Here is a 25,927-nt window from a genome sequence, read left to right on the forward strand (position 1 = left end):
CACCTCCTCCCATAATAGGAAGAGATGAGCCTAACAACACGTTAATGACTCTTGTAATTTTATTATAACATAATCTATTCGTACTGTTTATATTGACTTAACGCCATTACTAACAGCAAACTAAGCAAAGCGCAAGTTTGCAAATGACAGAGGAATGCCGTTAGGTGTAGCAGCCTTTGTGGCGTTCCTTACTACCTAAATCAAACAAATACAAGAAGAGCACGGTGTGCCCCCGAACAAACATTATGAAATACCGTTTGTGAGGGGGTATACCGTGCTCTTCCCTTCATCTTATTTAGTTAACACCGCCACAAGGCTGCATAGCGAAATAAGAGACGTCTTAGCCTAAGATCGCTTTCATATCTTCTTCTGGTGTTGTAATCGGATGTAAGTTGAATTTTTCAACTAAGATGCCAAGTACTGTGCCGGACAAGAATTTTGGCAAGGATGGTCCGATGTAGATGTTGCGGATGCCTAAGGACAATAATGTTAATAGGATACATACCGCTTTTTGTTCGTACCAAGACAATACTAATGTCAATGGTAATTCGTTTACGTCACATTCAAAAGCGCCTGCTAATGCTACCGCTACTTGGATCGCAGAGTATGCATCGTTACATTGACCCATATCTAGGATACGAGGCAAGCCACCGATTTCACCGATGTTAAGGTCGTTGAAACGGTATTTACCACAAGCAAGAGTCAATACCATAGTATCTTCTGGAGTTTGTTTTACGAACTCAGTGTAGTAGTTACGGCCTACTTTAGCACCGTCGCAACCGCCTACCAAGAAGAAATGTTTAATAGCGCCAGCTTTCACCGCATCAATTACTTTATCAGCTACGCCAAGTACTGTACCATGACCGAAACCAGTTGTCACTTCTGTACCACCGTTGATACCAGTGAATTGTTGTGGCTCTTTGTAACCGCCTAATTCAATAGCGCGTTCGATGACTGCAGAGAAATCTTTTGTGCCATCTTCGTTGTGTTCCACATGACCACAGCCATCGAAACCAACCATGTCAGTTGTGAAGATGTTTTTAATGTATGTTTGTTTTGGTGGCATAATGCAGTTTGTTGTGAACAAGAATGCACCTGGAACGCCGTCAAATTCTTTTTGTTGGTTTTGCCATGCAGTACCGAAGTTACCTTTCAATTGAGGATGTTTTTTCAATTCAGGGTACGCATGACATGGAAGCATTTCACCATGTGTATAGATGTTAACGCCTTTGCCATCAGTTTGTTCCAATAACATTTTAAGGTCATGTAAATCATGGCCTGTTACTACGATGAAAGGACCTGGTTCTACTGTTAAAGGTACAGTTGTTGGAACTGGAGTACCGTATGTAGTTGTGTTTGCTTTGTCTAACAACGCCATGCAAGCAAGGTTGATGCCACCGAATTCCATCAATAGGCCTAACCATTCTTCTGCGCTGTGGTCTTTCGCCATTTCTACAAGGCCTTTTACGAACCAAGCGTCAACTTCTGGATCGTTATAGCCCAATACTGCTGCATGCCATGCGTACGCAGCCATACCACGCATACCTAATAACAATGTGGAACGTAAGGATACGATGTCTTCATGACCTTTCCACAATTCTTCCCAATCAAAGTTAGGAATGTTCGCATCTAATTTGTTGTGCGCATTGTTGATCACATCGATAAACTCTTGTACACGATCTTCGGAGAAGTTTACGTTTGTTACGCACATGAATAAACCACGTTTTAACAATTGTACGTTTTCTAACGTTACTTCTGTAGCTTGCATTGCACGAGCTAAACCGATCAAGGCTGCTGTTAATTCGTCTTGTAAATTTGCAACCGGTGCTGTTTTACCACATACACCTTGTACTGTACAACCATTTGGTTGCGCTGTTTGTTCACATTGGAAACAGAACATACTCATAATAACCTCCTTGGGAACTTTGCCCATAAACATGTTTTCTACAACATACTTTGTTTTAGATATCGTTTCTATACACAACCATCCTACAACAGGAGTGCATAGCATTATCTTGTTATCTATGCATTTAGTATAGTATACTGAAAGCAGAAAAAACGTATCCTTGGCTACATTTTATATAGTTTTCCCTATACTTTTATTCATGCTATAATAAAAGTACAAAAATAAAGTATACTCTCTAATTTAACGGAGGTCCTATGTCGACATTACATCCTACATTAGAAACATACATGAATACGATTCAACAATCCCCCTTATGTGCACATATTACACCAGAAAATTTGTCACTTTTTTTATCCCATGCAAATGTGAAGGTGCAAAGTTTCAAAAAAAACTCCTTCATCGCCATCGCCGGTGATCCTATGGAAGGCATTGGCATCTTATTGGAAGGTCGTGCTTTGTTAACGCGAGAAAACATGTTAGGACAACGAACTATCGTAACGGAGCTAGAGCCGTCCTCTATGTTCGGGGAAGCCTTGCTCTTTAGTAACCATCCTCTGTGGCCTGCTACGATTGAAGCTACAAAAGATGCGATCGTTTTGTTTTTACCGATTGAAACTTTCACCAAAGCATTTCCGGACTGTCAAACTTGCCAAATCCAATTGCTCACGAACCTCATGCACGACCTATCCGAAAAGGCTATGCAACTGACCCGCAAAGTACATTATCTATCTCTCAAAGGGATGCGCGAGAAAATTTTTGCCTACTTTATGGATCTTCACCGAGTGCAAAAAAAGAACATCCTCACCTTGCCACACAATCGGCAAGAAATGGCAGACGTCCTCAACGTAAGCCGCACCGCACTCAGTCGTGAACTGGGACGTTTACAAGACGAACGGATTATCCAATTCCACGGCAAAGAAGTAGAGTTAGTGGATATTGAAACCATCGAAGATTTTTCATTTTAATATAAAAGGATGCTGCCTTAGCAGTATCCTTTTTTCCTTCTAAACTGACACTTCTCTTACGTAAATTCTGCATCTATCAACATAAAATCCCCTACTGCATCCGATTCCTTCGTCCGGAAGTGTAGGGGATTATTGTATTCAATTTTATTTCTAGTGTCGTCCAGAAGTATCAAACCAAGGAGATACATCAAATTGTTCGTGAATAGTAGCACGTACCATAGCACTGCCCAAATAAATGCCTAGCAAAGTGAGATGCAAACGACTAAGCGGTCCTCGATCATAAATATGACTAAAATCCACTAATAATGGAGAGATACGTTCCAATACTTCATCAAACGATGTACTATCCCAATCAACGGCCTTACCAAAAGCAAGACGAGTTAACCCATTTTGGATACTAATATCTGTGAGTCCAGCTCGTTTGAATAAGCTAGGTAACATATATTCATCGACAGCCATCAATTTCAATAATGAAGAGTTAATACTTTCTACGACAATAGGCATCTTAACTGGCGTATCTTGTACTATAAAAGCTAACTCTTCATGACTAAATCCACGGTAATCAAATACAAGAGGATAGGAATTTCTCATAATTTGTTGAAATGATAAAGTGTCCCCAAAAGAAATACAACGCAAATATTCTAATTGTTGATACATATCTTCTTTTCGTGGCAAATCACTCATGAATGGTTCAATATACTTTTCCAAATAATGGCGGAAATTTTCTACCGAATAGTTATTAGAATTTTTAGAATACTGTATGATCAATGAGATAGCTAATGCTTGCAAATGTCCCACTTGTAAATGTACTAAACTCTTCAATGCATCAACAGCTACCAAATATAATGTGCTAGATTGAGGTTGTTCCACCACATCTTTGAAAGTTTCTAAGAGGATTTCTTTCATCCACTCAGTAGAATTCGCTACATACGCCTTTTGTACATGTAATAAACTTTCTTGTAACGCTATATTTTCAAATAAATGCGTAGTTTCTTCCTCTGATTCAGTATCTAATTGCGCCAATATGGCTTCTGTAATCTCAGTAACCTTTTCTTCAGATTCAGGATTTAAAATACCGAATGCAGATTTATATTGAGCTACCGCTTTATCTAGTAATGTTTGCTCTTTTACAGCTAGTTTAATAGACGCCTCTGGTTGAGCCTCTATCGTCTCGGTAATCATACGTTCCGTTACTTTTGGCATAATTCTAGTCGCATCTTCTGCTTCTTCCGGCGGTTGTTCTTTCACAGCACGGACTAATTCTTCTGAGACTATACCTTCTACAAAATCATCTTCCACAGGATCTACGGATAGTTCTTCGTCTCGAAGAGCATAGGGATTTTGAAATGTCCTTCTTTGGTGTTCATAAGGATCATCATATGATAGCGAATCCACTATTTTGTTGCTAGTACTTCCTTTCTTATCCCGAAATAAGAAGTAGCAACATAAAAGAAATAGACAAATCACTCCTAAAATAACCACATATGGTCCATATCGCAATGAAAGTTCTATTAATCCATCCATAGAAAATCCTCCTAGTTATACTGCAATGTTATCTGTCTTTACTATCCTTATTATACCGATTTATGTGTATCTTTAAAAGTACTATTCATACTTTTACCTATAAAAAAGGAACTACCCTTAGGTAGTTCCTAGCGTGGTGGACGATGACAGGATCGAACTGCCGACATCCTGCTTGTAAGGCAGGCGCTCTCCCAGCTGAGCTAATCGTCCATATGGTGACCCGTGGGGGAATCGAACCCCCGATACCGCCGTGAAAGGGCGGTGTCTTAACCGCTTGACCAACGGGCCATGTTGTAAGTGGTGACCCACCCGCGACTCGAACGCGGGACACCCTGATTAAAAGTCAGGTGCTCTGCCAACTGAGCTAGTGGGTCATGATAGTATACTAACCGAAAGTAAGTTGGCTCCTCGAGTAGGACTCGAACCTACGACCGATCGGTTAACAGCCGATTGCTCTACCTGCTGAGCTATCGAGGAATGAACAAACTGGAGCGGAAAACGAGATTCGAACTCGCGACCCCCGCCTTGGCAAGGCGGTGCTCTACCGCTGAGCTATTTCCGCATGTATGCAATCCTGGTTTTCTTTCTTGCGACTGCTCATTTATAATACCAAAAAATTTGGATAGTTGTCAACATATTTTTAACAAATATTTTTTCTTAAACAGCATATGATAACTTCATCCTATCAACATATAATATTGTTATATTTTCAATATATTAGACAACCTTGATAGAAAAGATACAAAAAAGATTGTAGCACACTATCAGGGATATAGCTTGCTACAATCTTTACTATTTTTTTAAAACATCTCATTTTCAAAACCATATTCGTCGTCCAATATGGCCACCAATTGTTCTCTCAATTCTGGTAACTTTTCTTTATACGTGCTCCAAATAAGTCTATAGTTATTTTGCCCATAATTATGAGACAACTGATTTCGCATGCCTTTAATATTTTTCCAAGGAATTTCAGTATGGCTATCCTTAAAATCTTGAGAAACCTTTCCTAATGTCTCTGCAATTACTTGAATTTTATATAGCTTAACAGACGCATCTAACCTATCTATTAAATCCAATACATCAACTAATATATCTTTGTTCTCCATAGATATCACCATATATATGAATCATATCTCTATATAAATTTTCTTGAAATCGTTTAGTCAATTTATTTCCATCAGTAAGCAAATCTACATCCATTTGCAACACTTCTTTTAAAGTTTCTAAAAGACCGCCCACTTCAAACAAACTAATACTATCATTATCAAAAACTACAAACAAATCTACATCACTAGTTTCTGTAGCCTCACCACGAGCATAAGAGCCAAAAAGATAGGCTGATTTCACGTGATATAGCTCTAGAACCGGAGCAATTAAGTTACGAATCTCATCAAGTGTTTTCATACTACTTCCTCCTTTTCTATATTATACCACATAATTAGTAACTATTACCGTCCATCCTGACGCTTAGATCCCGGTCCATCGACAGCCACGTTTACACTAGCTTCACCGAATGTTTTCATATCATTTAACATGTGCATACCCGCATCAAGAACAGACAACCCCATAGTAGATCCTAAGGCTTCATCCATTTCAAAGCCATAGAACAGATGCGGCTTGATTCCCAAGTATTTCATTTGTGCTGCTTGCACTGGTTCCCCTGTATGAACAGATGGGAACACGTAGTCCATGACTGCTTCGTTGATACATTTTGCAGCTAGTACGGCTGCTCCTGTTTCCGCCGTGTCGAAGACCACTGCCATACGATGGCTAGCCGCCCCCAAGATGAGTCCTGTTAAGACCACCACGTCTGGAGAGCCTACGGTGGCTAATACATGCACGCCGTCTTGGCTCGGCAAATCGTGTTCTGCCAAACTTGCCGTCAACTGTTTTGCTTTTTCTTGAATGCTCAAGGTGCAATTATTCTCTGCTAACAACTCTGCCATCGGATATCCTGTAATTCCTGCTGTGACTGCCAAGGCTGAAAGTAAGTTTCTTTCACCGACAGTACCGATAGCTATCGTTTGGTACCCCTTGTGGCTCAATTCATCTGCCAAGGCAAAGCCTACTTCTAAGCCTTGTTCTACGATGTCAGGTGTCAACGCCGCATGCATGCGGAAAAATTTAGACCCTTTGGCTAATTTATGCTGGCGCACACCTTCGATATGGCTAGTATCCAATTCTAGACCAGCATCCACTAAGAACACAGGAGCACCAATTTTCTTCGCTGCTCCATGGGTAGCAGAGTGTCCAGAGGCTAACCGTTCCATAGCTTTCAAGCTTTCCACGCCATGTGTTTGGTTTTGTGGTCCATCTACAGCGATATCAGCTCCTACGATAACAACAGCATGACGAAGATTATTAGGTTTTTCCTCTTTCAGAATCCCTGCCATACGCTCTGTAATCCCCTCTAGACGTGCCAAGGAATACAATGGTTTTGTTAGGTTGTCGATGCGCAAACGGCATTCCTCCATGGACGGTTTGTGCAATGGTTCGATGACAAAATTACGCATGGTGCTCACCTCCTGCAACTTCGTGGAACATGTCCACAGCTAAGTTCAACATTTGCATTTGCATAGATCCCCCAGTGGCCTCCCCCAAGCAGAATCCAAGGTCTACATAAGCTTCTAAGCCCAATGTTTTCAGCGAATCTTTGTGAGCTTTCTCAGCAGACAAATGAGATGCCATCACGTAATCCATGGTGTGCGGGTTCATAGCATGAGCAATCAAAGCACAGGCGGTAGTATTGAATCCATCAATAACTACCAACGCATGATTCGCTGCCGCCCCTAGGATAACACCTACTAGACAAGCAAACTCCAAGCCCCCTACGGCAGATAAAACACCCAATCCATCTGTAGGTGGAATATCTGCATATTTTACTAGTGCATCGTAGACGACTTTTTGTTTCACTTTCAACCGTTCGTCCGAAATATTCGTACCTCGTCCCGTTGCTTCGTCCGCTGAAAGTCCGGAGAACTTCGCTGTAATGACTGCACTGGACGTAGTGTTACCAATGCCCATTTCGCCCACTAGGAAGGTGTTGAAACCTTCTTTCACCTTCTCTTCTACGAAAGCAATGCCCACCTCAACGGCCTCAATAGCTTTATCCATAGGCATAGCTGGTTCTTCTAGCATGTTGTTCGTACCATTCGGCATTACTTTGTGATGATGTAAGCCTGGCACAGCGGACATATCTGCCGCTACCCCTACGTCGATGACTTCAATTTGAGCACCACAATAATTCGCTAGCGCATTGGCTGCGGCCCCTTTTGGAATCAAGTAGTTCATAGTCATGTGCACCGTTACCTCTTGCGGGTAGGCACTGACACCGATTTTTGCCACACCATGGTCACCAGAGGCGATGATCATACAAGGCTTAGGAGCTGCTGGATTCACTTGATTCGTAGCTGCCGCATAATGCTCTACCATCGTCGCTAACTTACCATATGAACCGTATGGAGTCCCCTTACTCCACTGTTCCCCAATTGCTCGTTCAATCTCTTTATTCCGTGGCACAATCCGTGCCAATGTACTTTCATATAAACTCATACGTCCTCCTATGTGAAACCCATCATAAGAATACAAAAAAGCATAGCCCTAGACTATGCCAAGTTGATTCCATTATAAAGTATTTTTTGATCAGTTTCAATTTTTATATTCATTTCGTTGTTAGAGTGGAGTCGCCCACATGCATGTTGTAAAAACTGCCCTACGCGAAAGTTTTGACAACATACATGTGGGCTTCCTATACAGTAGCAAAGATGAAACTATAAAAATTGAAACAGACCGGGGGAAAATTGGTGGGGAAAAGATGTTACTTTTTTATATACCTCACGTCGGTGCGCTACCCCCAATATTTTATCATCCTTGCTATGTATGGGTCTGGCCATTTCAGTTATTTTATCGCATACTAAAAAACACTAAACGACTAAACACCTAGCTCCTTCCACACTTCTTCATGATCGTATATCGGCTCTTGGTGTAATGCATGTATTGCATCAAGAATGCGTTGTTCGTCTATCATCGACTCTTCTGAAGAATATAGTATTTCATTAGGTATGTCACAATAATTGATATCTTTAAACATAAAAATACCTCCATGCTGTCAACTTTACGTTATGCATTATTCACTTATCTCTGAAATCCCCATAACAGAGACCCCTCAGCCGCAATTCTTATTCATATCTACAGTATATCATACTTTTATACAATACCAATCTCCTTTAGCGACTCAAACCACACTCTTCCCTCCCCTAGGTCGCCCCCGCTCAGAACGCTTTAAATTCCTCCTCCTCGATAAACGCAAAGGAGCCCCCATGTGTTCTGTCAAAAACTTTCGCGTAAGGCAGTTTGCGGGGCCTACATTGGGCTCAAACCACATCCTTTTTCCCTCAGGGCGCCCCCTGTTCAGAGCGGTTTAAATTCCCCTCTCTCGATAAACGCAAAGGAGCCCCCGTGTATTCTGTCAAAAACTTTCGCGTAGGGCAGTTTTCGGGGCCTACACGGGGGGGCTCTCAAACCACACTCTTCCCCTAGGTCGCCACCCCGCTCAGAGCCGTTTAAATTCTCCACAGAAAAGCCAGCATATGTTGCAATAAAAACTTTCGCGTAGGGCAGTTTTTATGTGACATATGCTGGCTTTAACAACCACAGGAATTTAAACCGATATGAGCGAACGACCTCTCCATTTGTTTGACTGCCACCGCCACACAAATATAATCGCTCGTATAATCTCATCGATAGCCATGGCAATCCACACACCTACAAGTCCCCAACCAAGGACGATACCAAAGTAGTAGGACAAGGTCACCGCAAAGGCCCACATGCCAAAGACCCCAACAAACATAGGGATTCGAATATCTCCTGCCGCTTGTAAACATTGCACCAATACGATATTAGCACCACGTCCAATTTCTAGGAAAATTTCAATAAACAGCACAGCTTTCGCCAGATCTATAATCTCCTGATTATCTGTCACAAGTCGCATCACTGGTTCACAGGCAAAATAAAAGAAGGTACTCAATCCGACACCAATGGAAACGCCTGCTGCCGTTGTGAGCCACACACGGCGGGACACTTCTTCTTCTCGTTTAGCCCCCATAAGGAATCCTACCACGATTTGCGCTGCATTGGCCAAAGCAATTGTATACATATAGCAGAAAGTAGCGATGATATATACATACACTTTCGTTGTAATCACCACGAGCCCCATGAGGTTCACCATTTTCATGATAACTGTCTGTGACAGTTGGTATGACAAGGTTTCCCCTCCGGATGGTACGGAAATAAACAGCAATTGTCGTAGCGTTTCCCAACGGAATGGGCGCAAATACTCTACTTTCAGACGAGCTGTCAACAGTGATTGATGACACCAGATGATAAGACCCAGTCCCAATGCCTTGCTAATCACACTCGATACGGATGCGCCTAAGACACCCATGCTTGGGATGGAACCCCAACCGTAGATAAGTACGTAATTCAGAATAATATGGACCACGTTCATGACAAGGGCAATCCACATGGTGATACGAGGCATGGAGTGCCCCCGAAACACTGCTACATAGGTCATGTAGATACCCGTAATAGGAATGCTGGCAGCGGTGATATTTAAATAGAGTGCGGTTTCTTCTATAATCTCCGCTGGGACCCCAAGCCATTCGCAGAGAGTTTGATGAAAGATAATGACCACAGCCCCTGCGATAACACTGAACACCGTATGAAAGGCAACGCTAATCGTATATACTTCATCAATTTTATCGGCACGCTTAGCTCCCAAATATTGAGCGATTAAAATGGTGGTAGCTGTACTCATGACAATGAGCAAAAACAAGATAATATTGATAATCTGGTTCGCATTGGCTACGGCAGCCACTGCCGTTTCTGCATACTGGCTGAGCATGAATTGGTCCACATTGCCCAATAACATGAGTAAAAATAATTCTATAAAGATAGGGACACTGAGTGCCCCCACCGATAAAGGTACGCTTTTTGTTACTTTCATTCTAATTCAACTTTCTCTAAGGCGCCGTTCTCCACTAAAGATTCCCAGCTTGCTACCAAGCGATAGCGCGCCTCCACTTCTGCCTCTTTCCAATGTTCACCCACAGGGAACCATTCACTAGGTACCTTGCCACATTTCGTAAAATTCAAGGTATACCCCATGGAGCGCACTTCTTTAGACGCCCACCATGCACCTATACGGTCACGACTGTCTAAATAGACTGTATCTAAACCCGTTTCGGATACCCAAGATACAATCTCAGGCCAATACTCCTCAGGGATTACACTCGCTACCAATGTGTTTTGCAACGCTTGATTCGCCACTTCCGAGGGATTGTCTACTCCTACACCTGGCGTATTTTGTACTTCTTCTAGCACTTGATCCACAATGTTTTGCGCTGCGTCTGTCATACTATCGCTCCTTTCTATGTTTGCCTTTTATATCTATCTCTTACTATTCCACATTTAGAAGACCATCCCGAAAGTTCTCCCATAGATATGCCATGTTTCATTCAAACATCTATTGTTATTATATCACAGGCTATGCGTATAGCCTATGTTGAAAGCCTTCCCTCGTATTACATTGCAATACATGCATCGTTCACGCTATTTCACTACTATACAAAGATATGGATAGATAGCAGGGTTGTACTTTCAAGCATATTAGTTCTTATCGATGGGTAGGCATGGATAAAGAGCGAGGTTGCACTTTCAAATATATTAGTTCTTATCGATTGTCAGACTCGGCAAACGATCTCGTATCTGTTTCGCTCGCTCTAAGTACTGCCCTAAACTATCTCCATTATCATCTGCATGGAGCAACTGTTTTACAGCAACTAATTCTTGCTCTACTTGTTCAATGGCTTTCAACACATTCGTACGATTTCCGTAGATAATTTCTTGCCACATACTCGGCAAACCACTGGCGGTACGAGTGCTGTCTCGTAGGCCTCCCGCCGACAAGCTCATGCGCTTATCTCCCAGTTCATCATTACCTACGGCGGTAATCATGACGGATGCCAACATATGCGGCATATGGCTCACCATAGCCAAACACCCATCGTGGCGTTTCATGTCCACGTATTCGATACGAGACCCTACGGCACGCCCCATATCGGCTAGTTCCTGTGCCACTGTGGCATCGTATGCTGGTTGTTCCTCATCTTCTAGGACAATCCAGCCCATTTTCTGAAAGAGGTCTTTATGGCCTTCTTCATAGCCACCTTTTTCAGAACCTGCCATAGGATGCACGGACACGAAGTGAACGCCCTCTGGGATATGAGCGTACACGGCATGAGCAAATTCATCTTTCGCACTGGACACATCGGTCACCACTTGCCCCGCCTGAAACAGATGGGCTACTTTCACAAAAAGTTCACTATTTGTCTGTGGTGGTAAGGCAAAGACCACAATATCCGCACCCATGATAACAGGTTCCACCGCTGTGAAAGCCTGTGACACACAACCATCAGCCAAGGCGAGGTCGCAAATTTCCTGACGCCGCGCGTAACCGATGACATCATATGTCGTATAGGCTCGTAATGCTTTTGCTAGAGAGGCCCCTAGCAATCCTAATCCAATAATACCAACCGTTCGTGCCATCTATTCCTCCTACACGCAACCTCAAGAAACGTATCTATCTACCCTATACAGGCTTTAAGATGCCCCCACTTACTAATAAGGTACAGCTACTTTTACAAGCATCTGTACCCTTCATTCTGTATTTATTAGTTCTACCACGAATTATAGATTCGGTCAACTTTTATTTGTAGCGCGACCTTTATCCCAGGCCAAGATAAATATTGTAACAATGATAAGGGTCATACCTATGATATCCCACTGTGTGAACTCATTGCCCAACAACAACCATGCCAGTACCGCTGCCGAAATAGGTTCTATGGATGAAAGTATCGATCCCGTCACAGCACCTACTCGTCGCACCCCTTCTAGGTATGCATTAAAAGAGACTACTGTGCCAAAAATGATGATACTCCAAAACCCACCATAGGTCCACAAATCCCATACAATTCCTTCAGAACTAGGTTGTGTAACTATCCACGCAAAGGCCCCGCCGATAAGCATGCCAAATCCCACGATGGGTGCTGTACCATACTTTTTCAATAGTGGCACTGGTTGTAGCGTATAAATACCAACTGCTACAGCAGATAGCATCCCCCAGGTCAGAAGTGTATCGTCTAACGCTGATATATCCCACACACCTTGCAAAGCAATAATCGCCGTCCCCACCGTAGCTAGTACTACACTGACTACTTCTGCCACCCTTGGCAACGTTAAACGTGTAATAGAGATGTATAAAATAATCAATGCAGGGCCTACATATTGTAAGACCGTCGCAATCCCTGCCCCTGCATAGGCAATCGCTTTAAAATAGGTGTATTGGCACATCCACATACCAAAGACCCCAAATATAACCAACCGCAATGTATCTTTCCAGTCAGAAAAAACCTTAAAAATAGAAGCTCTTCCTTGGTAAAAGGCCGCTACTACCGTAATCACACCAGCAATGACAAGGCGCATAGCTACTACCCATTCTGCCGACATCATCCGCTGTTGTTGCACAAATTGTGAGCACATTCCAGAAAAGCCCCATAGAACGGCGCCTAATGCAATTAGTAACATACCTTTCATTACATATGCGTTCATAGTCCCTCCTTTTACAACCCTTACAAATTATTAACAATTCACGGAATATCTAATTACCATCATCGCTACATCATGTCTGTGTCTGTGTCTGTGTCTGTGTCTGTGTCTGTGTCTGTGTCTGTGTCTGTGTCTGTGCAAGATTATATAGCATCATAATGTGCAGTCAACGCCTAATCTTACTCGGCTAATAGACTTTTATGAATCTTTACCACGACCTTGCGAATTTCTTGTACCTCATTCGGTGCAATCAAGGTGCGATGCAATTCTCCAGGATAAAAAATACAATAATCCCCTGGGCGTACATCAATTTTTACCGTGCCACTTTCTGTAGGATCGTAAAAGTAACAATCCTTGTCATCATACGCCTCAACCACGTCCGGAAAAGTTTGACGAATGAGAATTTCCATTTCTTCTTTCCCAGCCACTAGAAATTGCACATCCATGTAATCCTTGTGCCCTTCAATCTTCGTCTCCTCATAGACCCTTGTGTTCACAATATCCACATTGGCATACATCAAGTCACCCTCAATCGGGTAGCGACCACCTGCAAACCTCGTAAAATCATTCGCTTTCAAAAACTCAAGAGCCCTCTCTACCGCTTTAGGATATCGAAACTGTGTATAATCTATAGCAATATTTTGATATATCATGACTTACTCCTTTATCTCCGTATATAAAAGGCACCCCACAGCGCCCTATGAATCGTATCTATCTCTATCTACTATACTAGCAACACCATATAAGGTCAAACACAAATTCTGAGAATCCTAGTAATACAAAGCCACCCTACGGCATTCCATTATTCCCTAAATTATGCAACACAAGAAACTCCCCTTTTATTCTGTTACAAACTATGCTATACTAAAAGCAACAAAGGAAGAGCCACCAACGTGCAGCTAGCGTTAGGCTCATCTCAAAAAATAAGGAAATTGAAATTGCCTAACGTGTGAGGTCCGCAAAACCTCTATTCGTTAGGCGTTTTCATTAGCTATAAAAGCAACGAATAACTTCTACGATTAACATAGAAAATTGAATCAATAAAGATAATTTTTCATATGTAGTCATAGTAACACCCCCTCCCATATTAGAAAGAGATGAGCCCAACAACACGTCGTTGACTCTTCAATTAACATTATACTACAAATTACTCGTACTGTTAATTTTTATCAAAAAACCTACCCCCTAAGGAACGCCGTTACGAGTAGTAGCCTTATGACGTTCCTTACTGACTAAATTACACAAACGCAAGAAGAGCGCGACATGTTCCGAAGCAAACCTAACCACTGTATCAGTTTGCGTAGGAATATGTCGTGCTCTTTTCTTCCCTGAGGAACGCCATTATGCGTAGCAGCCTTGTGGCGTTCCTTTACTAACTAAATCACACAAACCCAAGAAGAGCACGACATGTTCCGGAGCAAACCTAACCACTGTATCAGTTTGCGGAGGAATGTGTCGTGCTCTTCCCTTTATCTAGTTAACACCGCCACAGACTACATAGCATCACAAGTTACGACTCTTCATGACCCGCAAATCCCGCAATGATTGTTTCTGCTTGTTTATGTGGCACTTCTTCGTATCCATTGAACTCCATATTAAACACACCTTGTCCTTGTGTCATGGAACGTAATACTGTTACATAATCTAGCATTTCCACCAATGGAACTTGGGCTTTCACCACAGTGATTCCTTCACGTACACCTTGGTCCATACCGAGTACGCGACCACGGCGGCTATTCAAATCACCCATGATATCGCCCATAAATTCTTCTGGTCCGATGACATTCACATTGTAGACTGGCTCTAACAAGATAGGTTTCGCATCAGGTACACCTTTTTTCAAGGCTTGGGCTGCCGCCATTTTGAACGCCAACTCCGAGGAATCAACTGTATGATAGGAACCATCTAATAATGTCACTTGGATACCGATCATTGGATACCCTGCCAAAAGACCTTTTTCCAACGTTTCACGAACACCTTTTTCTACAGCTGGAATGTATTGACGTGGCACAGCACCACCAAAAATTTTGTCGATAAACTCAAACTCACCTTCATACAATGGGGCAATACCAAGTTTCACATGACCATATTGACCATGACCACCACTTTGCTTTTTATGTTTACCTTCTACTTCCACTGTGCCACGAATGGTTTCACGATATGGAATATACGGTGTTTCTAATTTAGCACGCACTCCATATTTGCGTTCCATTTTTTGTAAAATATGTTCTAAATGAACATCGCCCATACAACGCACTTGCATTTGACGACCTTCCACATCTTTCACCACTTCACAAGTTGGATCTTCTTCAGAAATACGTCCCAAAGCGTTCGCTAATTTTTCCTCTTCCCCTTTTTTCTCTGGTACCATAGCGATGCGGTATAAAGGTTGTGGGAAGCGGATTGGTGCATACTTCACTTTAAATTCAGTAGTACCGAAGGTATCCCCTGTTTTCGTTTCTGCTAATTTAGGGATGACCACGATATCCCCTGCTTTTGCAACCTCTACTGGCACTTGTTGTTTACCAATTAAGGTTACCATTTTACCCCATTTTTCTTCTACATCACGGGTCACATTATAGAGTTTATCTCCTACTTTCAATTCCCCAGAGAATACACGGACAAAACTTTGTTTTCCTGCAAATGGGTCAAGGATTGTTTTAAATACGAAACCAGTAAACGGTTTATCTGCCACCACGATATGTTCCTCTTGAGAGTCCACACCGATAGCGGTCATCACTTTTTTCGTTGCATCTGGCATATAGCGGATCATACGATCTAAGACTTGGTCCATACCTATACGGCTCAAGGCAGTACCACACATGACAGGACATACACGGCCCGTCAACATGCCTTCACGCAAACCTTGACGAATTTCTTCTAAGGTCAATTCTTGTCCATCTAAATATTTTTCTAATAATGTATCATTACCTTCTGCAGCCGCTTCCACAGTCATTTCACGAATTTCTTCTACTTTATCGGCTAGCTCAGCTGGTACTTCCACTTCTCTCATATTACCGTTTTCATAGACATAGGCAGTTCGTTTTGCTACGTCTACGACACCTTTGAAAGTAGGCCCTTCACCGATTGGAATTTGCAATGGCATAATCGCTTTACCAAATAATTCCCGCATTTTTTCCAAAGTCCCAAAGAAGTCTGCTTTTTCAACGTCCATTTTATTGATGAAAGCCATACGAGGCATTTGCAATTCTACGCCATACTCCCAAGCACGAATGGTATCGATTTCTACGCCTGTACCAGCAGATAATACCATCAGCATACCGTCTGCTGCGCGCAAAGCAGACCGTACTTCCCCATGAAACTCAGAATAACCTGGAGTATCGATGAAGTTAATTTTATGACCTTTCCATTCACAAGGCGCCATGCCTAATTGGATAGTGACATTCCGTTTGATTTCTTCTGGCTCAAAGTCCATAATATGTTTATTATCTTGACCTTTACCAACAAAGTCTACAGCGCCACAAGACAATAATAATGCCTCTACTAATGCTGTTTTACCCGCCCCGTCATGGGAGACCACCGCCACGTTTCTGATCAATTCACTAGTATATTCTTTCATGAACATCGTCCTCCTTTATAGCCGAAAACAGTCTATTGTTTAAGTAATTCTACATACTTTTATAAACTCCTTTGAATATACTGAATTTTATATATGCAAATTACGCATAACGTAGAGTCATGTACGAAAAAACTAGTATCACTTATAGTTACATATATATCCGTTACTTCTCTACTAAACTAAAATTTTACTAGGTTAATTCTATAGTTTATGGTATTCTATTAGATATATCATTTCAGAACATACATGGGAAGGGAGTTATATAGTATGAAAGATAATGAATCAAAGACGTCATTGCATCGTGGACTGAAAAGTCGACACATGCAAATGATCGCCTTAGGAGCCTCCGTGGGGACCGGTCTTTTCTACGGATCCGCACCAACAATCCAATTAGTAGGACCAGGTGTTATTTTCTCCTATTTATTAACTGGTATCTTTATTTTCTTTTTAATGCGTATGCTAGGAGAAATGTCAGTTCGTGAACCTGTGTCTGGCTCTTTTACTTATTTTGCAAGTAAATATTGGTCTTCCTTTGCTGGCTATTTATCTGGCTGGAATTACTGGATTGTGTACATGCTTGCCAGTATGGCGGAACTTGCTGCTATTTCAGTATACTTAGATTTCTGGTTACCTGGTATTCCCCATTGGATCACTACGCTAGCTTGTATTACATTAGTGACAGCGATTAATCTCATCAATGTACGTGCCTATGGAGAAGTGGAATTTTTTGCATCACTCATTAAAGTAGTTGCCATCATTGCTATGATTGGCTTCGGTATCTTCCTTATCTTCTTCGGAGATATGGGTACATTCCCGCAAAACTTCTCTAACCTTTGGGTTCACGGCGGGTTGTTCCCGAATGGTGCATATGGTTTCATCGCCTCTATCGCTGTGGTGATGTTCTCCTTTGGTGGGGTGGAACTCATTGGTATCACTGCTGGGGAAGCTGAAAACCCTGAAAAAACGTTACCAAAAGCGATTAACGAGTTGTTAGCTCGTATCCTGATTTTCTATGTAGGTACGATGACTATCATCATGGCACTATCTCCATGGAACGAATTAGGTACACATGCGAGTCCATTTGTCCAAATCTTTACGAACATCGGCATTCCCGCAGCAGCACATATCTTAAACTTCGTTGTTGTAGTGGCTGCATTATCTGTGTACAATAGCTTGCTATACAGTAATTCTCGTATTTTGCACAGCATGGCATTATCTGGTGATGCGCCTAAAATCTTTAAGCATTTAACAGCTACAGGAGTGCCATTGATCGCTACCTTGTTCTGTGCAGCCTTAGCCTTGATCGTTGTATTCTTAACATACATCTTCCCAAGTGCTAGTGATGTATTCTTACAATTATTAGCTATCATCGTAGCTGGTCTCATCATTGCATGGTTCATCATTCCAGTGACGCATCTTAAATTCCGCAAACAATTTGCTCGTGAGGGTCGCCTTGATGAATTGAAATTCAAATCCATCTTGTATCCGTTTACAAATTACTTCTGCTTTGTCTTCATCGCTATGGCAGTAGGCGTTATGTTAACAATGGATTCCATGCGCACATCCATCTACATCATTCCCGTGTGGATTGGTGCTCTGTACATTGCATACCGACTTAAGAAAAAATAATATGTAACGCAAAAAGGATAGCTGAGATTGACTCGGCTATCCTTTTCTTGTATCACTACTAGTATAAAATTATAGGCGTTAGTATGATTTGAGTATATCTACATTGAGTTTAAAATATAGCATTTTTCCCACCTTGGTAACAATGCAAACTTTCAATGGAAATTTTCGTACTTTTTGCAAATGAAATTTTCTTCAATGGAAAAAATCGCAGTTTTTGCAAATGAAAGTGCTCCCTATGTATTAGATAGTACTATATTTAGAATTTCCTACAAGAAGCGGTTTCGCTAAGTATGACAGATATGATAGTATACTAGTGATAACTAACGTCGTCATTAGTAACGGTGAACACGACTTCGAACTACAGATACGTTAGTATACATGATAATATAACCGTTTATGATTACGTTATGCTTTTGTTATATATACACTATATTTACGTTGTATTTGTGTTTTATTTGCGTTTTATTTACGAGGTACCACCATGGCATGGCTAGAAATTACACTGACCACGACACATGAAGCGTCTGAACTTATAACAGATACATTGCTCGCACTAGGTGCAGAAGGGGTCTATACGGAAGATCCCTATGAATTTGATCAACTCACAGATGATGGATTTGGTATTATCAAACCAGACCGTGAGGAGCTGTATGATTCCTTTGATGTGACTGTGAAAGCCTATGTAGATTCAGACCTATATGAGATTGACCAATTAGAGACTCTTATAAAAAGTGAGATCCAGCAATTACAAAAAACTTTCACCATGGATTTCGGCCCCCTCAATCTATCTATTACTATGGCTGATGAGTCTGGTTGGGATGATTGGAAAACACAATATCCTCCGATTTCAATGACGGAACATTTGACGATTATTCCCGATTGGGCGGAGTATAGTCCTCGCGATGATGAACGTGTGATCCGCATCGAACCAGGCATTGCCTTTGGTACTGGCGACCATCCTACTACACGATTGGCGATCCAAGCGATGTCTCAGCATTTAACCCCTAAAAGTACGGTCTTCGACGTGGGCACAGGGTCTGGCATTATCGCCTTATCCGCAGGAGCCCTTGAAGCTCAGTCTGTCACAGCCTTTGACCTAGATGAAACAGCCACAGCCAACGCTCGTAACCATGTGGCAATGAATCAATTGGAATCCGTGGTGACTGTACAAACAAATAATTTATTAGAAGGCGTGGCGGAAACAGCCTCTCTCATCGTGGCTAATATTATTACCCCTATCTTGTTACGTTTATTAGACGATGCCTACCGTTGTCTAGAACCAAAGGGAGTCTTCATCATGAGTGGCATTCAAGAGGGAGAGGAACAAACACTTATCGATGCAGCCTCAGCGGCTGGATTTATCAATTTATCTACCACCACAGAAAACAACTGGGTGTGCATTACCTGCCATAAATAGTGGAGAGTGCCATGGTCATCCCTACAACATAATAGCGATAGATTCTTATATCACACATAGAAACTAAATATGGAACAAAAAAGCACGATTCTAAAATTTTCACACACAAAAACCGCGATTTCGCGCACGATTTTAGTTTTCGTGTTTTTTTGCGTTTTTTATAGCATTGGTAAGAATTAGGTTAGTAACTACAGCTATAACAATATACGTCTATTGTACTTCTATTACGATTTGCTCACCTGTTCGCATCTGATAGCACACTAAACGATAAGCCCTAAGAGCAAACGTCTTGCCTATGTCTTCTATCTGTCCTTTTGCTGTATTTGTTACCTCTTGTTGTAAGCCTTTATGACATTGTGCCTCATCTATCCCCCATGCACTCTGTCTGGGTTCCAACACTCCCTCATCAGCATACAACGGGTCATGTACCAAAGGATGTCCTATATGTGCCATGGTCACTCGAATTTGGTGAGTCTTGCCCGTCCACAAGCGAATGCGCAGGTCTGTTGTATCTTGTGCCGCATCATAGTGTAGCACTTCATATTCCGTTTTTGTCATCACACCCTCTGGGTGTACCTCTTGATGGATGCCATCTGCACTTTTGCGGATAGGTAATTCTAGTACCTCATGCTGTTGTGCCAATCGCCCTTTCAACGTCGCTCGGTACCACTTTTCCAAACGATTATCATCCATCTGCTGTTGGTAAAAGTGTTGTGCTAATCCATGCTTGGCTACTACCACCAATCCAGACGTATCTCGATCTAAACGATTTAAAAACCGTACCTTTCCGCAGATGTTATGTACTTTAAAATAGTGAGCTACCCCATTTGCTAAGGAGACTTGTCCTTTTGAATTCATCGTGATTCCCGATGGTTTATCTACAATAAGAATATCTTCATCTTCATAGGCTATCGTTAAGGGCATTTCTATTGGGTCGTGGTCGATGCGTTCTTTTAAGGGGATAATTTCTAATACCATCCCCTTTGAAAGTTCAGATTTAGCTGTACAAATCTGTCCATCTAATCGAACAGCCTTGGCCCCGAAGAGTTCTTTCATCGTTTTCCGAGGAAATTGATGAATATCTAGCCATTCCCCTAACGTCGGTGCTATCGTATTTTCAATTGTATATGTTAACGTTCGTTTGTCTTTCATACAGTTTCCATTTCATCTTCGTTATTGGTGTCTAAGCCATCTTCCAATACGTATCTTTTTGACCTTATTGGGTCTATCCATACTTTGGTCAAAATATAACAAAAAAACTTTTTCACGGTTTCCCACTTTATACTACATTTTCCTCTGCTATTCTACCTATATTTTATCATATTTAACCTTATATAAAGACGATTACATTTACCTTTTTGGCAAAGTATGCTATCCTATATATAAAGAAGAGCAAAACGTGTGGCGCGTTAGGCTCATCAAAAAATTGATTTTTGTGCCTAACGTGATGAGATACTTCTCTTTACATTAGGCACGGTTTCTTTTATAAGAACACTACTTACGCTGTAGCATTACATATAAGGTGATAATCGCTACTATGAGCATTAAGAAATTAATCCCTAGGGAAAGTATTTCAAATACTGACATAGCATCACCCCCTTTCGGAGATGAACCTAAACCACGTTTTACTCTTCATTAACAGTATAACATATGTTTGTCATAATGTGTATTATTTTCGAATAAATGAATTTAAAAGCTGTAACCCAATAGTACATTGTGTTACAGCTTTTTATTATAACGATGCTAGCATCAATAGAATACTATCCTTCACCATCTTCCGAAATGCTTTTTCTGCCTCTTTATCTGACTGTACAAATCTACTCATAGCTATCCCTCCTAGATTTTTTCTCTAATTATATTACCTAAAATATACACCAACTCCCCAACTTATGACCATACATAACCTTGTAATACTTTCATTGAAACAATACTATAATACAGTTACACCTTATGGCATTCATACCAATATCCTACACGCAGAAAATCACAACGTAGTCCAAAACAACCTCCCCCTGAGGAACGCAGTTAGGCGTAGTAACCTTGTGGCGTTCCCTTACTACCTAACTCTCACAAACGCAAGAAGAGCACGGTGTGCCCCGAGCAAACATCATGAAATGCCGTTTGAGAGGGGTATACCGTGCTCTTCCCTTTTGACCATTAAGTAAAAAACGCCACAGGCTACATAGCATCATAAGTAACGACATAAAAAAAGAACCACCCTTCCGGATGGTTCTTAGCTATGGTGGACGATGACAGGATCGAACTGCCGACATCCTGCTTGTAAGGCAGGCGCTCTCCCAGCTGAGCTAATCGTCCATATGGTGACCCGTGGGGGAATCGAACCCCCGATACCGCCGTGAAAGGGCGGTGTCTTAACCGCTTGACCAACGGGCCTTGTATGGCTCCTCGAGTAGGACTCGAACCTACGACCGATCGGTTAACAGCCGATTGCTCTACCTGCTGAGCTATCGAGGAATAATACAAGAGTTATTATATAGCACTTTCATATAAAATGCAAGCATTTTTTATATATTTTAAATTTTCACTTCGTGTAAATCAATTGTATTTGCTAAAAACTCGGAATTATCTATCTTGCTAGATTGCATAGCATCTTCGATGGCTTCGCACATTAACTCCGCAGCCAAAGTGCCTACCACATTCACATCAGCCACTATAGGCTTACTTGTACCACACAGGCTTTCGCTGACAACAGAATGTTCACAATGGGCAACACCATTTCCATCTTCTGCATCAACTGCTGTACTAGGACAATGTGTACCGCTACGGCCTCTCATGCTTTCAGTATCCACTGAGAACGCATAGATGGTGTCTCCATCAGACAGAGTTCCTACAGGTCGAATGGACCGTGCATAGCCATTAGTAGCCATCATAGCAATCTTGGTTAGTTCACCTTTATGAAAGGCTGCATTCGTCACGATAGCACCGATAGTAGTATTTCCTTTTTCCATACCTAGGCCCGCTTCACACGGGGAGTTACCATCCTGTAAAGTTTCGTTCCTCATCTTAGATTTCACAAATTTACCTAATAGAGGTTTACTTTCACTACGTCCCTCATATTGGTCAAACATCAACTGACAAGCATCCAATATGTTCTGGCGCCCTTCGTCCATGACGCCCCTTAAGGCATGTCCATGACGATCATACACATTGCCGAAGGCATTCACCACCACGACGGCGCCCACTACGAGGTTCCCTAGTTTCGCCGCCGCATAACCAATGCCACCCTTCATAGCCCGTTCCATGCCACATACCTTACCTACGGTAGCTCCTGTACCAGCCCCCACATTGCCAGACATAGGTTCTGTGCTTGTGAAAGTCCTTTCACAAGCATCACGGGCCATCTCTACCGTAGGGCGTGATTTTGGATTGCCATAGGATAAATCGTAAATATCACTTTGGCAAACAATTGGAACCACCCCATAAGCTGTGGGAAATCCAATATTCCGTGCTTCTAAAGATTGCATCACCCCATCGCTGGCACATAGCCCAAAGGCGGATCCTCCGCCTAGGACCAAGGCATTCACTGGAGTTGGCGCTGTCGTCGGATCGAGGACTCCACTTTCACGAGCCGCAGGACCTCCACCACTGATATGCAGTCCCCCTTGGGCACCCTGAGGAAAGCGCAATACGGTCAAACCCGTTTTACCTACAGCATCTGTAGCATTTCCTACCTTTACAAAATCTATTTCATTCCATGTTATGCGTTCCATCGTCATTTACTGCTCCTTTCTTCTCGTTTTTTTGCACTGAGTATCCTAAATGTGTACAAACTGTCTACTTTGAATTGTAATTTCATTAGATTTGCTTGTTAGACTGCTTTTCAATTTACCTACATTAGATATCAATCCCATGGAATTTAAACCTTTCTACTAACAGGCATCACCTGTATATCTACCACCAGTATTTCATAGGCACCAAAATCTGACTCAGGTTTCTAACATACGCCATACCATTCCAATGTATATCCTAAACATACCCCCATCATAGCACAAACAGGTACCTCTTTCTACTAGAGATACCTGTTGATGATTAGTTATGGGCTTCTACTTTCAAAATAGCTTCTGTAAGCAATTCTTCTGTTACTACATAAGGACTGATGACCACATCACGAACAGAGGCTGCTTTTTTCACAATCATCGGGATATGTTCTGTAGTTAATCCCATATCTGAAAGTTTCGTAGGCCACCCAATTTGACGATACACTGGCAACCATCGACTTAACTCGTCATCTTGCTTGTCTGCTGCAAATAACACCAATAAACCATAGGCTACCATTTCACCATGAAGGTGGTGTTCTTCCGTATGAGGATCTTCGGCGCAGCCATAGCACACAGCATGAGCAATGGTACTATTAAAATCTCCCGGCATACATCCAGAAACGATACCAGTGGTCAGTACAACGGCCATCACCAATTCATCAAAAAGGCGGTTACGTTCTCCCTTTTCATTAGCCGTAAGGGCTTCACGACCATGTGCGAAAATTGGTTCCGCACACATCTTGGATAAAGACAAGCCCACTTGTACATTGTAAGACAAATCGCGACCACGTGTAGCCATATGCGTTTCATAATGCTTCGCTATGGTATCACCCATACCTGCCCAGAAATACTGACTTGGGGCTTTCACCAAAATGTCTGCATCAATAAATGTATGCACTGCAGGACGTTTTAGGAAGGCTACGCTATCAAAGGTATGGTCCAAAGTATAAATGGCAATCGCCTCGGATGTAGCCGCACAAGTAGCGGCAATGGTAGGCACTGTGATGACAGGAATATCCCCTAATGCAATACTTGTTAATTTTGTGGTATCTAGGGCCTTACCGCCGCCCACACCGATAAGGAAATCCACTGCCTGCAAAGATTCCTTTTTCGCTAATTCATTCGTTACTGCATAGGCGCATTCACCGCCAAAATGTACCACCTCTAGTACTTCAACTCCAGCTGTTTCTAGGGCTGGTTGCAAGAAAGGTAATGCCACAGATAACGATGTATCTCCACCGATAATAACAGTTTTCTTGCCTAACTGTTTCGTATACTCTCCTATGGTGTCAAAAATTTCGTGTCCTCCAAAGCTATAGCTTGGTAATGTATGTACAGGTCTCATCCAATCATCCTTTCTATGAGTCCATTTAGGGCGTACCATTGTATATTAAAACGTAATACAAAGTATTATAGGACGATTGAAAGGAAATTGCAATCACTATAGGAGATGTGTATATATAGTGCTATGGTTATATGTGATTTCTATGAATATCTTAGCACACCCGATTCATAGGTTCCCCATTTAGGAATGCCACAATATTATCCATCACGATATGAGCCCGTGTAACAAATGCTTCTTGGCTCGCAAAGGCAATGTGCGGTGTTAATACTGTACGAGGTGCATCGCATAATGGATGGTCTGTTGGGATTGGCGGTTCTACTTCAAATACATCGATGCCTGCGCCACGTAATTTACCGGCATGCAAGTTTTTCGCCAAAGCTTCGTTATCCACCACAGGTCCACGCGCCGTATTGATTAACACGGCTGTATCTTTCATCATATCAATGCGTGTTGCATCGATTACATGGCGCGTCTCTTCTGTTAATGGTACATGTAAGGATAGAATATCTGCTTCTTGTACCACTGTGTCTAGGTCTGTAAAAGTAATCCCTTCTGCCACTAACTCAGGTTTTTTTGAACGGTTATAGGCGATAACCTTACAGCCAAAAGCTTTCGCAATGCGAGCCACAGCACTACCAATCGCACCCGTTCCTACGACGCCAAAAGTTTTACCGTGTAGCTCAAATCCAGGTAATCCATCTTTTGTACCACCTGTCCGTGTGCGACCATCGCAAGGCAATACATGACGAAGTACGGAAATAGCTAATCCAAACACCAATTCTGTAACGGCTTGTGTGGAATAGCCTGCCGCATTGCTCACGACGATACCTTTTTCACGACATGCCGCCAAATCAATATGGTCTACTCCTGTGAAAGCCACTGAAATAAACTCCAACTTTGGACATTGGCGAATGATCTCACCTGACAAAGGTTGATTCGCCAAGATAATGATAGACGCCTGACGAACACGGTCCAATAATTTTATTTGATTGGTTTCCTTTGTGCCGTATACGACTAGTTCATAGCCTTCTGCCTTGAAAGGCTCCGCTAGGGATTGTAACAATGTTTCGGATACTCCTAATGGTTCCATCACAACAATTTGTTTCATGAGATAACCT

The 25,927-nt window shown here is 42.1% G+C and carries 22 protein-coding genes and 8 tRNA genes; 3 read left to right on the forward strand and 27 right to left on the reverse strand.

The features are described from left to right. Positions 1–340: 340 nt before the first annotated feature. A complete protein-coding gene (gene hcp, locus EO112_RS07665) occupies positions 341–1,906 on the reverse strand; it encodes a hydroxylamine reductase (RefSeq protein WP_009352798.1) in 1,566 nt (521 codons plus the stop codon). Positions 1,907–2,160: 254 nt separating this feature from the next. On the opposite strand from hcp, the gene EO112_RS07670 reads away from it, so the two are divergent. Continuing rightward, positions 2,161–2,871 (forward strand): Crp/Fnr family transcriptional regulator, encoded by a 711-nt coding sequence (locus tag EO112_RS07670; protein WP_009352800.1) that lies wholly within the window; start codon positions 2,161–2,163, stop codon positions 2,869–2,871. 150 nt (positions 2,872–3,021) lie between these two features. Here EO112_RS07670 and EO112_RS07675 read toward each other — a convergent pair whose 3' ends face one another. From EO112_RS07675 to fusA, 18 genes are all read right to left on the reverse strand, one after another. After that, positions 3,022–4,395: an LPO_1073/Vpar_1526 family protein gene (locus tag EO112_RS07675; protein ID WP_062401226.1), complete on the reverse strand. Its 1,374-nt coding sequence runs from the start codon at positions 4,393–4,395 to the stop codon at positions 3,022–3,024. A gap of 134 nt (positions 4,396–4,529) precedes the next feature. Beyond that, positions 4,530–4,605 (reverse strand) — tRNA-Val (locus EO112_RS07680). Between the two features lie 3 nt (positions 4,606–4,608). Next, a tRNA-Glu gene (locus EO112_RS07685) sits at positions 4,609–4,683 on the reverse strand. Between the two features lie 10 nt (positions 4,684–4,693). Continuing rightward, positions 4,694–4,769: transfer RNA gene (locus EO112_RS07690), tRNA-Lys, on the reverse strand. Positions 4,770–4,796: 27 nt separating this feature from the next. Beyond that, positions 4,797–4,872 (reverse strand) — tRNA-Asn (locus EO112_RS07695). Between the two features lie 10 nt (positions 4,873–4,882). Beyond that, positions 4,883–4,957: transfer RNA gene (locus tag EO112_RS07700), tRNA-Gly, on the reverse strand. Between the two features lie 238 nt (positions 4,958–5,195). Beyond that, positions 5,196–5,501 (reverse strand): DUF86 domain-containing protein, encoded by a 306-nt coding sequence (locus tag EO112_RS07705; RefSeq protein WP_009352799.1) that lies wholly within the window; start codon positions 5,499–5,501, stop codon positions 5,196–5,198. Then, a complete protein-coding gene (locus EO112_RS07710) occupies positions 5,476–5,799 on the reverse strand; it encodes a nucleotidyltransferase family protein (protein WP_009352801.1) in 324 nt (107 codons plus the stop codon). Before EO112_RS07710 ends, EO112_RS07705 begins: the two co-directional genes overlap by 26 nt. 44 nt (positions 5,800–5,843) lie before the next feature. After that, the gene (locus EO112_RS07715) at positions 5,844–6,908 is read right to left on the reverse strand and encodes a nicotinate-nucleotide--dimethylbenzimidazole phosphoribosyltransferase (protein WP_127163777.1); all 1,065 of its coding nucleotides are present in this window, start codon (positions 6,906–6,908) and stop codon (positions 5,844–5,846) included. Then, positions 6,901–7,947: a nicotinate-nucleotide--dimethylbenzimidazole phosphoribosyltransferase gene (cobT, locus tag EO112_RS07720; RefSeq protein ID WP_127163779.1), complete on the reverse strand. Its 1,047-nt coding sequence runs from the start codon at positions 7,945–7,947 to the stop codon at positions 6,901–6,903. The genes EO112_RS07715 and cobT overlap by 8 nt, the downstream gene beginning before the upstream one ends. Positions 7,948–8,326: 379 nt before the next feature. Beyond that, complete coding sequence (locus EO112_RS08315) at positions 8,327–8,485, reverse strand: hypothetical protein (RefSeq protein ID WP_164723976.1); 159 nt, start codon at positions 8,483–8,485, stop codon at positions 8,327–8,329. 570 nt (positions 8,486–9,055) lie between these two features. After that, the gene (locus EO112_RS07725; protein WP_127163781.1) at positions 9,056–10,399 is read right to left on the reverse strand and encodes an MATE family efflux transporter; all 1,344 of its coding nucleotides are present in this window, start codon (positions 10,397–10,399) and stop codon (positions 9,056–9,058) included. Next, positions 10,396–10,809 carry a hypothetical protein gene (locus EO112_RS07730; RefSeq protein ID WP_127163783.1) on the reverse strand — a complete coding sequence of 138 codons (414 nt, stop codon included), beginning with the start codon at positions 10,807–10,809 and terminating at the stop codon, positions 10,396–10,398. Before EO112_RS07730 ends, EO112_RS07725 begins: the two co-directional genes overlap by 4 nt. 309 nt (positions 10,810–11,118) lie before the next feature. Then, complete coding sequence (locus tag EO112_RS07735; protein ID WP_127011013.1) at positions 11,119–12,000, reverse strand: prephenate dehydrogenase/arogenate dehydrogenase family protein; 882 nt, start codon at positions 11,998–12,000, stop codon at positions 11,119–11,121. A 153-nt stretch (positions 12,001–12,153) separates the two neighbouring features. Next, positions 12,154–13,062 (reverse strand): DMT family transporter, encoded by a 909-nt coding sequence (locus tag EO112_RS07740; RefSeq protein ID WP_127161113.1) that lies wholly within the window; start codon positions 13,060–13,062, stop codon positions 12,154–12,156. A gap of 176 nt (positions 13,063–13,238) precedes the next feature. Next, on the reverse strand, positions 13,239–13,712 hold the full coding sequence (locus EO112_RS07745; RefSeq protein ID WP_062403667.1) for a YhcH/YjgK/YiaL family protein: 474 nt from the start codon (positions 13,710–13,712) through the stop codon (positions 13,239–13,241). Between the two features lie 334 nt (positions 13,713–14,046). Next, a complete protein-coding gene (locus tag EO112_RS08445) occupies positions 14,047–14,145 on the reverse strand; it encodes a putative holin-like toxin (RefSeq protein ID WP_370106795.1) in 99 nt (32 codons plus the stop codon). Positions 14,146–14,569: 424 nt separating this feature from the next. Continuing rightward, positions 14,570–16,639, reverse strand: a complete 2,070-nt coding sequence (gene fusA, locus EO112_RS07750; protein ID WP_127163785.1) for an elongation factor G — start codon at positions 16,637–16,639, stop codon at positions 14,570–14,572. A gap of 267 nt (positions 16,640–16,906) precedes the next feature. Between fusA and EO112_RS07755 the strand changes: the two genes are divergently transcribed. Together EO112_RS07755 and prmA are read left to right on the forward strand one after the other, a co-directional pair. Further along, positions 16,907–18,268 carry an amino acid permease gene (locus EO112_RS07755; protein ID WP_127163787.1) on the forward strand — a complete coding sequence of 454 codons (1,362 nt, stop codon included), beginning with the start codon at positions 16,907–16,909 and terminating at the stop codon, positions 18,266–18,268. 481 nt (positions 18,269–18,749) lie between these two features. Beyond that, complete coding sequence (gene prmA / locus EO112_RS07760; RefSeq protein ID WP_127163789.1) at positions 18,750–19,685, forward strand: 50S ribosomal protein L11 methyltransferase; 936 nt, start codon at positions 18,750–18,752, stop codon at positions 19,683–19,685. A gap of 210 nt (positions 19,686–19,895) precedes the next feature. On the opposite strand, the gene EO112_RS07765 is transcribed toward prmA, so the two are convergent. The 8 genes from EO112_RS07765 to EO112_RS07795 form a co-directional block, all read right to left on the reverse strand. Beyond that, positions 19,896–20,837 (reverse strand): RluA family pseudouridine synthase, encoded by a 942-nt coding sequence (locus EO112_RS07765; protein WP_240629365.1) that lies wholly within the window; start codon positions 20,835–20,837, stop codon positions 19,896–19,898. A 342-nt stretch (positions 20,838–21,179) separates the two neighbouring features. Next, positions 21,180–21,272, reverse strand: coding sequence for a putative holin-like toxin (locus EO112_RS08390; protein WP_240629366.1), 93 nt, complete (start codon positions 21,270–21,272; stop codon positions 21,180–21,182). A gap of 653 nt (positions 21,273–21,925) precedes the next feature. Beyond that, a tRNA-Val gene (locus tag EO112_RS07770) sits at positions 21,926–22,001 on the reverse strand. A 3-nt stretch (positions 22,002–22,004) separates the two neighbouring features. Further along, positions 22,005–22,079: transfer RNA gene (locus EO112_RS07775), tRNA-Glu, on the reverse strand. Between the two features lie 5 nt (positions 22,080–22,084). Then, a tRNA-Asn gene (locus EO112_RS07780) sits at positions 22,085–22,160 on the reverse strand. A gap of 59 nt (positions 22,161–22,219) precedes the next feature. After that, on the reverse strand, positions 22,220–23,416 hold the full coding sequence (locus tag EO112_RS07785) for a P1 family peptidase (RefSeq protein ID WP_164723977.1): 1,197 nt from the start codon (positions 23,414–23,416) through the stop codon (positions 22,220–22,222). 319 nt (positions 23,417–23,735) lie between these two features. Next, entirely contained in the window at positions 23,736–24,809 is a 1,074-nt protein-coding gene (locus EO112_RS07790; protein ID WP_127163791.1) for an iron-containing alcohol dehydrogenase family protein, read from the reverse strand. A 151-nt stretch (positions 24,810–24,960) separates the two neighbouring features. After that, the gene (locus EO112_RS07795; protein ID WP_127163793.1) at positions 24,961–25,917 is read right to left on the reverse strand and encodes a 2-hydroxyacid dehydrogenase; all 957 of its coding nucleotides are present in this window, start codon (positions 25,915–25,917) and stop codon (positions 24,961–24,963) included. Positions 25,918–25,927: the final 10 nt, after the last annotated feature.

The sequence above is a fragment of the Veillonella sp. VA141 genome, assembly GCF_003992175.1.
Classification (GTDB): domain Bacteria; phylum Bacillota; class Negativicutes; order Veillonellales; family Veillonellaceae; genus F0422.

Bases quoted from the DNA above. Each gene is read 5' to 3' on its own strand.
- hcp (WP_009352798.1), bottom strand. From the start codon at position 1,906: ATGAGTATGTTCTGTTTCCAATGTGAACAAACAGCGCAACCAAATGGT.
- EO112_RS07670 (WP_009352800.1), top strand. From the start codon at position 2,161: ATGTCGACATTACATCCTACATTAGAAACATACATGAATACGATTCAA.
- EO112_RS07675 (WP_062401226.1), bottom strand. From the start codon at position 4,395: ATGGATGGATTAATAGAACTTTCATTGCGATATGGACCATATGTGGTT.
- EO112_RS07705 (WP_009352799.1), bottom strand. From the start codon at position 5,501: ATGGAGAACAAAGATATATTAGTTGATGTATTGGATTTAATAGATAGG.
- EO112_RS07710 (WP_009352801.1), bottom strand. From the start codon at position 5,799: ATGAAAACACTTGATGAGATTCGTAACTTAATTGCTCCGGTTCTAGAG.
- EO112_RS07715 (WP_127163777.1), bottom strand. From the start codon at position 6,908: ATGCGTAATTTTGTCATCGAACCATTGCACAAACCGTCCATGGAGGAA.
- cobT (WP_127163779.1), bottom strand. From the start codon at position 7,947: ATGAGTTTATATGAAAGTACATTGGCACGGATTGTGCCACGGAATAAA.
- EO112_RS08315 (WP_164723976.1), bottom strand. From the start codon at position 8,485: ATGTTTAAAGATATCAATTATTGTGACATACCTAATGAAATACTATAT.
- EO112_RS07725 (WP_127163781.1), bottom strand. From the start codon at position 10,399: ATGAAAGTAACAAAAAGCGTACCTTTATCGGTGGGGGCACTCAGTGTC.
- EO112_RS07730 (WP_127163783.1), bottom strand. From the start codon at position 10,809: ATGACAGACGCAGCGCAAAACATTGTGGATCAAGTGCTAGAAGAAGTA.
- EO112_RS07735 (WP_127011013.1), bottom strand. From the start codon at position 12,000: ATGGCACGAACGGTTGGTATTATTGGATTAGGATTGCTAGGGGCCTCT.
- EO112_RS07740 (WP_127161113.1), bottom strand. From the start codon at position 13,062: ATGAACGCATATGTAATGAAAGGTATGTTACTAATTGCATTAGGCGCC.
- EO112_RS07745 (WP_062403667.1), bottom strand. From the start codon at position 13,712: ATGATATATCAAAATATTGCTATAGATTATACACAGTTTCGATATCCT.
- EO112_RS08445 (WP_370106795.1), bottom strand. From the start codon at position 14,145: ATGGGAGGGGGTGTTACTATGACTACATATGAAAAATTATCTTTATTG.
- fusA (WP_127163785.1), bottom strand. From the start codon at position 16,639: ATGAAAGAATATACTAGTGAATTGATCAGAAACGTGGCGGTGGTCTCC.
- EO112_RS07755 (WP_127163787.1), top strand. From the start codon at position 16,907: ATGAAAGATAATGAATCAAAGACGTCATTGCATCGTGGACTGAAAAGT.
- prmA (WP_127163789.1), top strand. From the start codon at position 18,750: ATGGCATGGCTAGAAATTACACTGACCACGACACATGAAGCGTCTGAA.
- EO112_RS07765 (WP_240629365.1), bottom strand. From the start codon at position 20,837: ATGAAAGACAAACGAACGTTAACATATACAATTGAAAATACGATAGCA.
- EO112_RS08390 (WP_240629366.1), bottom strand. From the start codon at position 21,272: ATGTCAGTATTTGAAATACTTTCCCTAGGGATTAATTTCTTAATGCTC.
- EO112_RS07785 (WP_164723977.1), bottom strand. From the start codon at position 23,416: ATGGAACGCATAACATGGAATGAAATAGATTTTGTAAAGGTAGGAAAT.
- EO112_RS07790 (WP_127163791.1), bottom strand. From the start codon at position 24,809: ATGAGACCTGTACATACATTACCAAGCTATAGCTTTGGAGGACACGAA.
- EO112_RS07795 (WP_127163793.1), bottom strand. From the start codon at position 25,917: ATGAAACAAATTGTTGTGATGGAACCATTAGGAGTATCCGAAACATTG.